The following is a 14,709-nucleotide window of genomic DNA, read 5'->3' as shown; positions in this document are numbered from 1 at the left end:
GTGTGCAAGTGTTATGCTCAAGTCCCTATTAATGTTTGTGGTAATCGATCGTCGTGCCACATAGCCAGTTCATCACGGCATCATTCACAAACACGTTCATCGCTTCGTGCTCGTATTCGTGCATCAGGACATATTCCTTTTCGCCACCGAGTCGATTATAAACGGCGAACTGCGTGGATGGATAACAGATGTCATCAACAACGCTGACAAACATTTTGACTGGTACGTTGATACGATGCGCCATGTTTTTAACATCAATATAACTCAAGGTCTCAATGACCGCATCTTCCGTTTCGTGGAATGGATCCGTAAATTTAAAGTAACGAATCAGTTCGTTGTACGCATCACTCTGATTATTTGTACGCAACACACGACGGAAATCAGAGAGGAATGGGTATTGAATCACGATCTGCTTAATGCGCGGATTCAATGCTGCTCCCGCTATCGATAACGCGCCCCCTTGCGAACCACCCGTACATTGCAGATTATTCTCGTCTACATTCGGTAACGCCGTGACCAACTCAATCAACGTATACACGTCGAGATAAACGTCGCGATAGAATAATTGTTCAGGTCCCTCTGTCATCCCACGCACGATCTGTCCGGTCACTGTCATGCCATCAAATGCGCGCCGATCGTTTGAAAACCCTGCTTGTCCTCTAACGTCCATCGCGACCACACCGTAGCCGCATGCCACATATTTCAGCAATTCGCTCCAATCCTTTGAACGTCCCATGTAGCCGTGAAATTTGAAGATCACGGGCACTTTCTCTTCACGTTTCGGGAAAAGTAATTTCGCCGAAATTTCACCGTTATTCGTTCCTGTAAAGGTTAAACTTTCTGCGATCACGTTTGGAATCCCGAAGTCCTGTTCTTCCAATGTGTAATCAGTTGGTAATTCTAAATTCGCAATCTGCGCATCCCAGAATTCATCGAAGTCAGCAGGAACTTCATCCATCCCGCGATACTGTTTCATAGCTTCTAATGACATACCATCCATGTTTATGCTCCTTTATGATCTTTTCGTTAATCTTTTCACTGACTCGATCATACCCTGTTTCGAGACGAAAAGAAAGCGCATCCCAAATGATGAGACACGCTTTGTTGCTTTTGATTATTCGACGGAAATAAAGTAGTTATAGACAGGTTGTCCACCGTAATGTACTTCGAATTCGAGATCTGGATGTTTGTCTTCTAAGATTTCAACCAACGCATCGGCATCTTCTTCCGTTTGGCCTTCACCATAGATGACCGTGACAATTTCACTGTCTTCATCCAACATGGCATCAATCATATCAATGGTCGCCGTTTGGACATCTTCGGCACATACTTTAATGTCGCCGTTAATGATACCCATGTAGTTGCCTTTCTTAATACTCAAACCATCGATTTCAGTATCACGAATCGCATGGGTTACCTGACCACTCGTTACAGCCTCGCGTTCTTCTTCCATCGCTTCACCGTTTTCTTCAAGAGAAGCGGTTGGATCGAAACCGAGCAAGGCGGTTAAACCTTCAGATACCGAGCTTGAATGAACGACAACAGTTGGTTGATCGACAACTTCTGCTGCCTGATCAGACGCCATAAAGATATTCTTGTTGTTCGGTAACACGATAATATTTTCAGCATTGACGGCTTCAATCGCTTTGACAATATCTTCCGTTGACGGATTCATCGTCTGACCACCGTTGATGATGCTAGTTGCGCCAGCACCTCTGAACAATTCTTGTACCCCATCACCCGCTGCGACCGCAATAATACCGTATGGCTGTTTTTCAGCTGGTTTAGCGGCTGATTCTGGTGCTTCTTTTCCTTGATTTTCAAGGATAGTGTCGTGCTGACCACGCATGTTGTCGACTTTAACGGTCGTTAGAGAACCGAAGCGTTGACCATAATCCAACGCCTGTCCTGGATGTTCGGTGTGGACGTGTACTTTGACGAACTCGTCATCATTCACAACGATCAAGGAATCACCCATGCTGTTCAAGTGTTCACGGAAAGCATCATAGTCGAAAGTTTCTTCCGCTGTTGGGCCATCACCTAATTTAATTAACATCTGTGTACAGTAACCAAATTTGATGTCTTCACTTGCGACAGAATGAGACGTGTTGTAGTAGTTCTCCTCATGCGCCATCTCTTCCAAATCGAGACTTTCAACGGATTGCGTCTGAATCTCGATCGTCTTACCTGAGAGTGCTTCGAGGAAACCATTATAAATAAAGACGAGTCCCTGTCCACCACTGTCGACCACGCCGACTTCTTTCAATACTTCAAGATGTTCTGGCGTTTCTTTAAGAGATTGTTCTGAGGCACGGTAGACAGTCTCCATCAATTCGAGGACATCATCTGATGTATTCACAAATGCATCCCCCGCTTCGGCAGATTCACGCGCAACAGTCAATAATGTCCCCTCAACCGGCTTCATCACGGCACGATAAGCGACTTTTACCCCTTCATTTAAGGCACGCGCAAACGCTTTTGCGTCGAGTACTTCTTCGCCTTCACAGCCTTTTGCGAAACCTCGGAATAACTGAGAGAGAATAACCCCAGAGTTACCGCGGGCCCCGAGCAATAGTCCTTTTGCTAGAACTTGTGCGAGTTCATCGATGCGTGGTTCCTTGGCATTACGAACACGTTCTACCCCCGTTTGAAAAGAGAGCGACATGTTCGTTCCCGTGTCACCATCCGGCACGGGAAAAACATTCAACGAATTCACAAAATCAGCATGACTTGTGAGCTGTTCATTCGCCGCTTCTACCATGCGGCGGAATTGATCAGCATCGATTACGGTTACTTGCTTACTCACTGAAATCCTCCTTAATCTCGCGCCCGTTACTCTTCGGTGACACGAATCCCTTGGACGTAAACATTCACAACGTGTGCCTGAATACCCAAGAATTTTTGTAAATCGTATTTCACAGAACGTTGCACATTGCGGCAAATTTCAGAGATCTTCGTTCCAAATTCCACAGTCACATAAACCTCTACAATAATCTGCTCGTCGTCTTGGTCGATGACTACTCCTTTAGAGTAATTATCAAAGCCGAGAATATCTTGGATTCCGTCCTTGATCTGATTCTTAGAGACCATTCCTACCACACCGTAGTTTCCGGTCACTGCGATACCGACCACCTTACTGATCACATCGTTGTCAATACCAATTTCACCGTATTGGCTCGCTATTCTCGCTGTCATCCCATATCCTCCTCTAACTGAGAGTCGCTGCTTCTGACGCGCAACTTCGTGAATTATTTTCTGAATAAACAAAACTATTTTGCCATAACTACTCAAAAATAACAACACTTCGGACCTTAGGGATGCATTTATCAAGATTATGTGGTACCGTATTCAAGTAGGTAAGGAAATTTGTGAAAGGAGCCGATAAATATGGCAGACTACAAAGAAATTTTCAAAACAACCGCAATTAACAATGGTGGACGTGACAAAGGTGGCAGTCATTTAACTGACCGCGACTTCGGCGTTCAAATCACCCCTCCAGGTGGCAAAGGTGACGGTACAAACCCAGAAGAACTCTTCGCATTGGGTTACAGTGCATGTTTCAACTCCGCATTGGGTGTTGTGAAGAAAGCTCACGATGTTAGGGGTGATTCCTTAGTCGGTGCTACGGTTCACTTGCTTTCAAAACCACAGGCTGATTTCCAATTAGCTGTTGAACTTGAAGTGGGTATTGAAGGTGTAACATTGAACGAAGCACACCAGATGGCAAACGAAGCGCACGAAGTATGTCCTTACTCTCGCGCAACACAAGGTAACATCGAAGTAACCGTTAAAGCTGTAAACTACGAAGACTTGAAAAACGCCTAATTCATCATATTAACGACAAAACAAAACCGCCGCATCAGCTAAACACTGGTGTGGCGGTTTTCGTTTACTCTCTTTTTTCTAGGGATTAGTTTTCAATGGTTTTGAGCATGTTGGCCATTTCAATCGCAGCTTGCGCGCATTCAATCCCCTTGTTTCCGGCTTTTAAGCCTGCGCGTGCCATCGCCTGTTCGATCGTTTCACACGTCAAGACACCGAAGAGCACGGGCAGTTCGTTATCTAAACCGACACGTGTGATGCCGCTCGCTGTGTTCCCGGCGACGTGATCGTAGTGATCAGTTTCACCTTTGATGACCGCGCCCAGACAGATGACAGCATCGTAATCGCCAGTCTTGGCGAGTTTATCGGCAGCCACTGGTATCTCGTAGGCGCCCGGTGTCCAAGCGATCGCAATATCATCATCTGCAACCCCCGCACGCTTCAGTGTATCCACAGCACCTGCTAATAATTTTTCGGTGATCAGTTGGTTAAAACGTGCTACTACGATAGCGACTTTCATACCTTCAGCAGTTGTCTTTCCTTCAAATGTCTTCATGTTTAGTTTCTCCCTTCAACGTGCAATAAGTGTCCCATTTTGTCTCGTTTAATCTGTAAGTAAAAGCGATCATTCTCAGTCGGTGTCATTTCGAGCGGTTGGCGTTCGTTAATCGTGATACCGGAAGCTTCCAGTTGCGCCATCTTGTCTGGATTATTCGTCAACAGATCGATACTTTCTACACCGAGTTCGTGAAGCATCTGCGCAGCCACATAGTATTCACGCAAATCAGCCGCAAAGCCGAGCGCGCGGTTCGCCTCAACCGTATCCATACCGCCATCCTGCAAATGGTAAGCCTTGATCTTGTTCAAAAGACCGATACCACGGCCTTCCTGACGCAAGTAAAGCAACACCCCGCGGCCTTCTGCTTGAATACGACGCATCGCCTCATGCAGCTGTTCCCCACAGTCGCAGCGTTCTGAACCGAACACGTCACCCGTCAAACATTCCGAATGTATCCGTGTGAGTACGGGTTGACCATCCGTCACATCGCCCATCGTCAACGCGACATGTTCCTGACCGGTGACCTTGTTGATGAAGCCATGAATCTTAAAGTTCCCGTATTGTGTCGGCAAGGTTGCTTCGGATACCGGTGCCATCAATTGTTCCGTACGCTTGCGGTAATCCACTAACTCTTCGATCGTCATGATCGGAATATCGTGTGCTGCCGAAAACGCGCGCAAGTCATCGCGGCGCATCATCGTACCGTCTTCCTTCATAATCTCACAGCACAATCCACACGGCTTCAATCCGGCAATACGCATCAAATCAACGGTCGCTTCCGTATGACCGTTACGTTCCAACACGCCCCACGGTTTCGCAATCAGCGGGAAGAGATGCCCTGGACGACGGAAATCACTCGGTACCGCATCATCAGCCACACACTGACGCGCGGTTAAACCACGTTCTTCCGCTGAAATACCGGTTGTCGTGTCTTTGTAGTCGATCGACGCCGTAAATGCGGTTTCGTGATTATCAGTGTTGTTGGCAACCATCGGATTAAAATCTAACTTGTTCGCTAGCTCCCGAGATAATGGCAGACAGATCAAACCTTTACCGTAAGTCGCCATGAAATTGAGATTCTCTGTTGTCGCATGTTCTGCCGCACAGATTAAATCCCCTTCATTCTCACGTGACTCATCGTCCATCACGAGAATGAGCTTTCCTGCTTGTAATGCCTTGATACAATCCAAAATGCGTTGATCACTCATGTTAGTCTCCTTCACTCGTTAATTGCGCTAGCGTTAATTTTTCGATGTATTTGCCGATGATATCTAATTCCAGATTCACCGCATCACCGACAGCTTTTGCGGATAAATTCGTCATTTCCAGCGTATGTGGAATAATTGACACGGAAAAATCAGTATCGCTCACCGAGACAACCGTCAAGCTGATCCCATCGATCGCAATCGACCCCTTCTCTACGATGACATGCAGTAATTCAGGAGCTACCTCAACGTGATAGCGGATCGCATTGTCATCCGGAATACGCTTGGAAATCTTTCCCATCCCGTCGATGTGCCCACTCACCACATGTCCGCCGAAGCGATCCCCAAGTCGCATGGCGCGTTCCAAATTGATCGGATCTCCCGGCTTCAGTTCGCCGAGTGCGGTTCTAGACCAGGTCTCATTCATCACATCGACCGTACACGTATGCGCGTCGCTCGAAATGACGGTGAGGCAGGTCCCGTTAACGGAGAGACTGTCTCCGATCGCTAAATCATCGAGTACCTTTTCCGCTTCAACACTGAGTCTGGAGTACTCTGCATTCTCTTCGATCTTCTTGATTTTTCCGACCTCTTCGATTAATCCTGTGAACATCTGGAAATCACTTCACTTTCAATTAAATAATCTGAACCGAGTTGTTTAATATTAAAAGGCTTCAGCGTAACAGCATCGCTCACCTTGTCAAAACCGGTACCCGCAACTGGCGGTAAGCCGTTTCGACCACCAAATAATTTCGGACCGATGTAGGTGTGTACCTCGTCTACGAGACCAGCTTGAAGCACGCTCCAATTCACGGTACCGCCACCTTCAACGATCACGCTGTCGATGCCTTGTTCCCCGAGTGCTGTCATGAGCGCTGTCACATCGACATGTCCACCCGCATCTGCCGGAAGAACGATAACCTGACAGCCTTGTTTTTCATACGGGGCATGTTGCGCGCTATCCGTTTCAACCGTTGCGATAATCGTCGGTGTCTCCTCAGCCGTTGTAACGACCGTCGCATCGACTGGCGTCCGCAAATGCGTATCGACGATGATACGCACAGGATCGATACCACCTTCGAAATGACAGGTGAGCGATGGATTATCCTTCACCACCGTATTCACGCCCACCATAATCGCATGATAATCATGGCGCTCGTGATGCGTATGGTCGCGTGCGACTTCGCCTGTAATCCACTTCGAATCACCCGTCACTGTCGCAATCTTACCGTCCATTGTCATCGCGTACTTCATCATCACATACGGCTGTTTCGTGCGCATATACTTCATAAAGATGCGATTCACGTGATAACACTCGTCTGCCAAAACGCCCGTCGTCACTTCGATCCCATGATCTCTCAGAATCTGTATCCCCTTACCGCGGACGATCGGATTCACATCGAGCGTACCGACCACCACGCGTGCGATGCCACTATCAATCAATGCATCCGTACACGGTGGTTGCTTTCCTTGATGGCAACAGGGTTCTAACGTCACATAGATCGTTGCGCCCTCCGGTGATACCTCACAATCCGCCAGCGCCTCACGCTCCGCATGCGATTTCCCGTACTGCATATGGTAACCACGGCCGATGATCTTACCGTCCTTCACGATCACTGCACCAACGAGCGGATTCGGTGTCACATAACCCGCACCCTTTCTTGCCAGCGCGATCGCCTCTCGCATATACGCCTCATCTGTCATATCCTTCGTCTCCCTAAAAAAAACGCCCTGAAATCACTTTCAGGGCGTCCTAAATGGCTCTTAATAAAAAAGCTCTGAAACAGTCATCTACCGTCTCAGAGCATTCGAATTCATCATTAAAAACTCTTCTTTCATCCAGACTGTAACGGTCGGTTTCGGAATTGCACCGAATCATGCTTCACGCGTGAAGCTCGTGGACTTTACCACCGGTCGGGAATTTCACCCTGCCCTGAAGATTTATTATTAAACTATGGTCTCATCATAGCGCGTGTGTAAGCGGTTGTCAATAAAGAAGCTCGCACTAGAGATAAATTTCTTTGGCAGCTAAATTATCGAGGCATACTTTGAGGTACGTCGCATCATGTTCTGGATAAATCGGCGTGGTTCGTGGTACTTCCACTACCTCATCGTATGGCGCACACGATTTTCCACGATAATGCGGATCACGCCACGCCTCTGTCACGTTATAACCACGCGCCGTCATTTCATCCATCACCCACGTATGGTATTGAAACAATTTGTACGGCTCATGGTCGAAGACGTAATTCACCGTCGCATGCGGTTTCCCCCAACCTTTACCGCGCAATGCACAGCACTCACGATGCTGGCCAAGCAATTGCTGGCGCGGGAGTTTATGTATTAAATCTTCATGCCACAGTCGCATTGGGTCACGTCCTTTTTAAATACCTTCAAATTCATCAACTACATCTTGGAGTAAAACGATGATTTCGCGTCGTTTCTTCTCTCGTGCACCTTTACGTCTTGAAATCTTCGGCAAAATCTTCCCTAGTTCCTCACCAGCAGATAATACCTCACCTTTTTCAATACAACGATTGATAAATTTATCCGCATGATTCCGCAGTTTCTGATCAGAGACTACATTATCTACACGTTCAGATTTCTTTTTCTTCGCGTAAGTATAGAATGCATCGATGATATCTTCAGTGGTCTTCAATACCTTCAAATCCGTCTGATCCATAAATCCAATAATCAAATCTTCTTTGGGACGAACTTCTAAACTCGAACGAATGGTTCGTTTGATATCTTTTCTAACAGCTGCCTCGTCATCATTTTCCTTCGATTTTTCTAAAATCTGTGCCAAGATATAATCCAAATTAATTTCATCTGTCTTCAATAAATCAATCTGAAATTCCACATCAGAAAAGTCAATTGCAGGACTATTATTAGAAGAATCATCATGTTTATTAGACTTCAAAATTTCATCACGGATTTTGAGGTAGGTACTCTTGAAGTCCTGCATTTGGAAGTCTGAAATGAGGTGTTCTTCATCAGTGAACTCATCAAAGTTCTTTAATGTATTCTCACGCTTCAAAACTTCTCCGTACAATTTCGCAAACTCACGCTTATCCGAATCACGTTCAATCGTTGTTGGATCTGGGAATTTCGTTAATAATTCCGCGCACAGTTCCTTATAACCCGTCACTTGTTCGCCAGTTTCTTCGTCTGTGTACCCTTCCGTGTAATCTTTGTATCCACGTTCAAGGATCACATTAACGCTATTCTCATCACCGAATAATTTAATCGCATCTTTAGTCGCTTGTTCCAAATCACGGAAGCAGACAATATTACCAAACGGCTTCACGCTATTGAGAATACGATTCGTACGCGAGTAAGCTTGAATCAAACCATGATAGCGCAAGTTCTTATCGACGAATAACGTATTTAGTGTCGGCGCATCGAATCCAGTCAAAAACATACCTACCACAATTAATAAATCGATTTCGCGTTCTTTCACACGTTTTGCGAGATCTTTGTAGTAGTTCTGGAACTCAGCACCTTCTGTCGAAAAACTCATTCCAAACATCTGATTATAATCTGCAATCGCCTTATCCAAGAATTCGCGACCAGTTGATGTCATCGCGCTCGGTTCGAAGTTTTCATCTTGAATATCACCGATCGCATGCTGCTCCTCATTCGGTGCATAACTGAAGATAGTCGCTACTTTCAGTCTTTTATCTTCTGGAAGTTCTGCCTGTTGTTTCTCAAACTCCTCATAGTACATCTTCGCTGCATCGATATTCTGAACCGCAAACATCGCATTGAAACCATTCAAACGGCGCTTCTTCAATTCATAGTGTTCATTGCGATGCGTCTTCTTATCAAAAACTTTCAAAATATGTTTTGTGACTTCTGAGATACGTTCAGGATGTAAAAACATTTGTTTCTCTAATTGTTGGAGCTGTTTTTCATCCTGTGTCTGTTCTGCATCTTTGAACTTGGGACTAATATTGTTGTAGTCGACCTTGAACTTCAAGACTTTTTGATCACGGATCGCATCTGTAATCACATAGCTGTGTAACTGACGACCAAATACATCCGCCGTGGTCGCAATTCCCGGTGAATTTTCTGGGAAAATTGGCGTACCTGTAAAACCAAATTGGTAGTACTTCTTGAAGTGTTTACGAATATTCTTCTGTGCGGTCCCGAACTGCGAACGATGACATTCATCATAAATCAGTACACAGTGTTTATCGTAGATTTCATGTTTTGAATGACGTTTTACGAACTCATTCAATTTCTGAATAGTCGTTACGACAATCTTGTCATCTTTCTTTTCGATGGCTTTGGTCAACGCCTTTGTATCGCGACTCCCATTCACACTGTTCGGCTGGAATTTCTGATATTCCTTCATCGTCTGATAGTCTAAATCTTTACGGTCAACCACAAAGAATACTTTATCGATATATGGTAATTGTGTCGCTAGACGCGCCGCTTTGAAAGATGTTAGTGTCTTACCCGATCCCGTTGTATGCCAGATAAAACCACCCGCGTCAACAGATCCTGCCAAGTTATTCTTATAGCCAATATCAATCTTCCATAGAATACGTTCTGTTGCCGCAATTTGATACGGACGCATAATCAATAGCGTGTCATCCGCATCAAAAACACAGTACTTCGTTAACACTTCCAACAACGTACGTTTCGCTAAAAACGTTGCGGTAAAATCTTCTAAGGAATGAATGGTATTATTCTTCGCATCCGCCCACTCACAAGTAAATTCATAGTTATTCTTCGATGGATCTTTTGTATTCGCAAAGTAGCGCGTATACGTACCGTTTGAAATCACAAAAATCTGAACATACTTAAATAAGGAATGCTCCTCATTGAAACTTTCCTTTGAATAGCGATGAATTTGATTGAACGCTTCACTCAACGCAACGCCACGTTTTTTCAGTTCAATCTGCACTAGTGGCAAGCCATTAACCAAAATGGTCACATCGTAACGATTCAAATGTACGCCTTGTTGTGTCACTTGATGTACGACCTGCAAATGATTATTAGCCAATTGCTTCTTATCAATAATCTTGATGTTTTCGGTATGGCCATCATCAAACGTAAAATCATAAATCTCATTTTCTTGAACTTTACGCGTCTTCTCAACGAACCCATCACTCGGACTGTCCAAATATTCCAATCCGAAACGTTGCCACTCGGAATCATTGAACGTGACATGATTTAATCGCTCAATTTGAACCTTTAAATTTGCTTCCAAACCCTTCGCATCATTAATCGGTAAATACTCATACCCTTGTGCCTGTAAGTCCTCGATTAAATGATTTTCTAATTGTTGCTCCGTCTGATAACTCTCTCGAACGATCGGTTGGCGTTCATAATGCGCCAGAATGATCCCATTCGTTAACTCAGCAATAGACGATTCTTGGTATTCTCGATGCGTTTCTACCATCACGCTTCTCCTCACTTCGAAAAATCTAATAACTTATCTCGATAATACTCATACTGTTTCTGTCGCAATTCAATCTCTCTCGGCAAACTATCTTCAACACCGTGTACTAACGTCTCAAATTTATCAAGGACGGATACAACGTAGTTTTGAACATTGAGTGGTGGTAAATAGAATTGATAATTCATTATTTGTTTTTTATCCCCACGAGGCATCTTTGCTCCTTTAGCATATTTCATGTCATATTCAAAGAACTTTTCAGATGACAAAATATGGAATAAAAATCTATCCTGAATTTTCTCTTTAAACTCTTCCTGCTTACGTATGACGACCACATCACCATTAGTGCCACCGTTATTATCTGCTTGCCAGATTTTTTTTAGATACGGTCTGATATTTCCAATCAAAATATCATTGATGAGGTACTGTGTAGCATTACCTTCTTTCGGAATTGATGCTGCTGTAGTTTTACCTTTTTTATCTTGTAGCAAATTTTCAACACCAACATAATTATTACTATCTAAATCTTTCACAGAGATTTTTTCTTTAGGCTGTGCAGTGACATCCTTAAGTTTATATTCAAAAACACCTAAACTAACCTTAACCAATTTTGCAGCTTCAAATAGTAATTCAATGTAGTCATCAGTTACTTGCTTGCTTGCTTGCTTGCTTGCTTGCTTGCTACTGTATTCTGGTTCAAATGTCAATAGCTTATCGCGATAATATTCATATTGTTTCTGACGTTGCTCGATTTCTTCTGGAAGTAAACCTTTTGTATCTTCAATTAGTGATTGGAATTTATCTAGAATTTTAATTACGATATCCTGTACTTCCAAAGAAGGAACCGTAATATTTGTTTGAGAGAGTGTACTTCCGTATAGTCGAGCTATTGTTCCACCTGTTGTAGCTTTCCACGGCTCGGTTTGATAGAAATAATAAAGATATTTATTTTTTACAATTTTCTCATCATTTGCTATCCATATGATATTTGAGTCTTGATAATAAGCATCTTCGCCGTCATACATCACTTCTTTACCGATAGTTCCTGAAGCCGATAGAAGAACATCTCCCTTTTTCGGATAAGAATATTTTTCTCTGTATTCCTCATAGAGTCCTCTATTAATAAAGGCATCTGGCTTCTTGCCAAAAGTTCCAATTTTATAGAATGGAATATCACCATCCGTGCTAGTTTGGTTTTTTTTAATACGTTTACACATGGATACTTTCCCAATTTCTCCAAGAGTGGTTGCTCTTATAGATCTATCAACATCCATCTTTAAAGTTAATTTATTGAGCACTTCTTCACTCAGCAAATAATCCCTATAATAAGCATACTGATTGACACGATCCTGTAATTCAGCCTGTAATTCATTCACGTAATCTGTAAATTTGTCAAGTATATTTACAATTTCTATCTGTACTTCTAAAGTTGGAATCGAAATCATAACCTCATCTAGTAATTTTGCATTAATGGATGCGGTTGCTCCTCCCTTAGTTGCATGAGCGATAGCCCATTGATCAATTTTGAAAAAATAATAATATAGAAATCTATTGTCTATTATACTTTTAAATTCATCCTTAATCATGAAACATGTAAATTGTTGATTAGTAATACCATCTACATTTAATATTGCATGCTCTCCTATAGTAGCTGTAGTTGATAAAATAATAGTACCAGCCGGAAATAGGTTTCCTTTTACCCCTTCGATATTAACCTTTTGAAGAGAATCATTTAATTTTCGGCCGTTTTTACGAATATCCGCCATAGTAAACCACGGAATATTACCATTTTCCCAATATTCTCTTTTCTTTTTAGATGGCGTATATCCATTTTTTCGATTACATATTTCTCCCAGCGTCTTCCATTGAACATCTTCAATATTCATTAATTCTTCAAACTTATTCATTTTCCAATTCCTCCACGATTTCGTTGATATCATGACGGAGCTGATCAATACGTTCTACAGTTTGAGCAATCTGTTTATTTAGTTCATGAATATCAATCACTTCACGTGTATCTTCTTTTTCAACATAGGTTGATACGGAGAGATTATAGTCATTCTCCGCAATCTTCTCATTGTCTACAAATTCAGCGAAATAATCTTGATGTTCTTTTGAAGCAAATGATTGAACGATTTTATCCGCATTATCATCAGTCAAGATATTATTATTTGTTTCTTTCTTGAATTCTTTTGAAGCATCAATGAATAACGTCTTATTCTCTGTTTTATTCTTTGCCATAACGAGAATGCATGTGGCGATAGATGTACCGTAGAATAAATTCTCCGGTAATTGAATAACAGCCTCAACATAGTTATTATCAACAAGATATTGACGAATTGTTTTCTCTGCCCCCTGACGGTAGAAGATGCCTGGGAAGCAGACGATTGCTGCGCGTCCTTTACTTGAGAGATAGGACAATGCATGAAGCACAAACGCCAAGTCTGCCTTTGTCTTTGGCGCTAGTTTTCCTGCAGGTGCGAAGCGTTCATCATTAATTAATGTCGGATCGTCTGTACCTACCCAGTGTGTAGAATAAGGTGGGTTTGAGACAATCGCATCGAATGGTTTCTCATCATTGTGCAACGGATTAAGCAATGTATCGCCACGACGAATAGAGAAATTGTTATAGTTGACGTTATGTAGGAACATATTCATACGTGACAAGTTGTAGTTTGTCAGGTTGATTTCCTGTCCGTAGAAACCTTCCTCAACAGCTTCTTCACCATATAATTTCTTAATCTGAAGCAACAATGCCCCACTACCACATGTAGGGTCATAGACTTTGTTGACGTGATCTTTACCAACCATAACGAGTTTCGCTAATAATTTAGAAACGTTCTGTGGCGTAAAGAATTCCCCACCTGATTTACCAGCATTTCCTGCATATTGCGCAATCAAAAACTCATATGCATCACCGAATGTATCATTATCATTATCTTGAATATCTCCGAAATCGATACTTGCGATTCCTTCCAAGATATTGGCGAGAACGGTGTTTTTCTCATTAACACTGCCGCCGATACGTTGACTCTTCAAGTCAATATCTTGGAATAATCCTTTGATATCGTTCTCTGAGTCATGGCCGATTGCACTACCTTCAATTGCTTGGAAGATATCGATCAAATTCGTATTCAAATTTTCATTCGTTCGTGCAGTTTTGATCACATTTTCAAATAACTGACTCGGTAGGATGAAGAATCCTTTTTCTTCGACAGTTCCTGGACGAAAATCTTTATCCGCTTCTTCATCAGTAATCTGTGCGTAATCAAAATCCTCATTACCAGCTTCATGTTCATCTTCATTGAAGAATACTGTAATATTCTCCGAAATGAAACGATAGAACAGCATGCCTAGTACGTACTGTTTGAAGTCCCAGCCTTCGACACTACCACGCACTTTATCCGCAATCGCCCAGATTTTCTTATGCAACTCTGAGCGCTGGATCATCTCTTTTGATTCTTTAGTTACTTGCGCCATAAAACTCTCCTATTATTTATTTAAATTAATAAAATATAAGTCTATTCTATCACAATAAGATTATCATCAGAGGGATTAGTGATTGAATACTAACTATCCCCTTTCTACTGTATAGATCAAAATCATCTCATTAATTTTTAGATAGCTATTTTTTTGGAAACTCAATTCCTCTCTCAAAATAAAATTGATAAAAAAAGCAGTTCTTACAAGCCCTGCTTCATTAATTTATCATAAGT

General features: G+C 42.7%; 12 protein-coding genes and 1 riboswitch. Of the genes, 1 reads left to right on the top strand and 11 read right to left on the bottom strand.

Annotated elements, in window-relative coordinates; genetic code table 11:
- Positions 1–28: 28 nt before the first annotated feature.
- The 3 genes from ACWOEX_RS03925 to ACWOEX_RS03915 all read right to left on the bottom strand — a co-directional run bounded on the left by ACWOEX_RS03925 (position 29) and on the right by ACWOEX_RS03915 (position 3,195).
- On the bottom strand, positions 29–1,000 hold the full coding sequence (locus tag ACWOEX_RS03925; protein ID WP_455298130.1) for an acetylxylan esterase: 972 nt from the start codon (positions 998–1,000) through the stop codon (positions 29–31).
- Between the two features lie 114 nt (positions 1,001–1,114).
- Positions 1,115–2,761, bottom strand: coding sequence for a DAK2 domain-containing protein (locus ACWOEX_RS03920; RefSeq protein WP_455298175.1), 1,647 nt, complete (start codon positions 2,759–2,761; stop codon positions 1,115–1,117).
- 71 nt (positions 2,762–2,832) lie between these two features.
- Positions 2,833–3,195 carry an Asp23/Gls24 family envelope stress response protein gene (locus tag ACWOEX_RS03915; RefSeq protein ID WP_455298129.1) on the bottom strand — a complete coding sequence of 121 codons (363 nt, stop codon included), beginning with the start codon at positions 3,193–3,195 and terminating at the stop codon, positions 2,833–2,835.
- Between the two features lie 192 nt (positions 3,196–3,387).
- Here ACWOEX_RS03915 and ACWOEX_RS03910 point away from each other — a divergent pair, with 192 nt between their 5' ends.
- The gene (locus ACWOEX_RS03910; protein ID WP_455298128.1) at positions 3,388–3,825 is read left to right on the top strand and encodes an Ohr family peroxiredoxin; all 438 of its coding nucleotides are present in this window, start codon (positions 3,388–3,390) and stop codon (positions 3,823–3,825) included.
- Between the two features lie 85 nt (positions 3,826–3,910).
- On the opposite strand, the gene ribH is transcribed toward ACWOEX_RS03910, so the two are convergent.
- From ribH to ACWOEX_RS03870, 8 genes are all read right to left on the bottom strand, one after another.
- A complete protein-coding gene (gene ribH / locus ACWOEX_RS03905) occupies positions 3,911–4,378 on the bottom strand; it encodes a 6,7-dimethyl-8-ribityllumazine synthase (protein WP_455298126.1) in 468 nt (155 codons plus the stop codon).
- Positions 4,379–4,380: 2 nt separating this feature from the next.
- A complete protein-coding gene (locus ACWOEX_RS03900; protein WP_455298124.1) occupies positions 4,381–5,589 on the bottom strand; it encodes a bifunctional 3,4-dihydroxy-2-butanone-4-phosphate synthase/GTP cyclohydrolase II in 1,209 nt (402 codons plus the stop codon).
- A 1-nt stretch (position 5,590) separates the two neighbouring features.
- Entirely contained in the window at positions 5,591–6,199 is a 609-nt protein-coding gene (locus ACWOEX_RS03895) for a riboflavin synthase (protein ID WP_455298122.1), read from the bottom strand.
- Entirely contained in the window at positions 6,184–7,290 is a 1,107-nt protein-coding gene (ribD, locus tag ACWOEX_RS03890; RefSeq protein WP_455298120.1) for a bifunctional diaminohydroxyphosphoribosylaminopyrimidine deaminase/5-amino-6-(5-phosphoribosylamino)uracil reductase RibD, read from the bottom strand. Before ribD ends, ACWOEX_RS03895 begins: the two co-directional genes overlap by 16 nt.
- 119 nt (positions 7,291–7,409) lie before the next feature.
- Positions 7,410–7,531: riboswitch (FMN riboswitch) on the bottom strand.
- 60 nt (positions 7,532–7,591) lie between these two features.
- Positions 7,592–7,954, bottom strand: a complete 363-nt coding sequence (locus ACWOEX_RS03885) for a TIGR02328 family protein (RefSeq protein WP_455298119.1) — start codon at positions 7,952–7,954, stop codon at positions 7,592–7,594.
- Positions 7,955–7,969: 15 nt separating this feature from the next.
- Positions 7,970–10,996, bottom strand: a complete 3,027-nt coding sequence (locus tag ACWOEX_RS03880; RefSeq protein ID WP_455298118.1) for a type I restriction endonuclease subunit R — start codon at positions 10,994–10,996, stop codon at positions 7,970–7,972.
- 11 nt (positions 10,997–11,007) lie between these two features.
- The gene (locus tag ACWOEX_RS03875) at positions 11,008–12,900 is read right to left on the bottom strand and encodes a restriction endonuclease subunit S (protein ID WP_455298117.1); all 1,893 of its coding nucleotides are present in this window, start codon (positions 12,898–12,900) and stop codon (positions 11,008–11,010) included.
- The gene (locus ACWOEX_RS03870) at positions 12,893–14,473 is read right to left on the bottom strand and encodes a type I restriction-modification system subunit M (protein ID WP_455298116.1); all 1,581 of its coding nucleotides are present in this window, start codon (positions 14,471–14,473) and stop codon (positions 12,893–12,895) included. The genes ACWOEX_RS03875 and ACWOEX_RS03870 overlap by 8 nt, the downstream gene beginning before the upstream one ends.
- Positions 14,474–14,709: the final 236 nt, after the last annotated feature.

Source organism: Aerococcus vaginalis (assembly GCF_053762225.1).
Note: the sequence above shows the minus strand (reverse complement) of the source record. Positions and strands in the feature narration are given on the sequence as shown.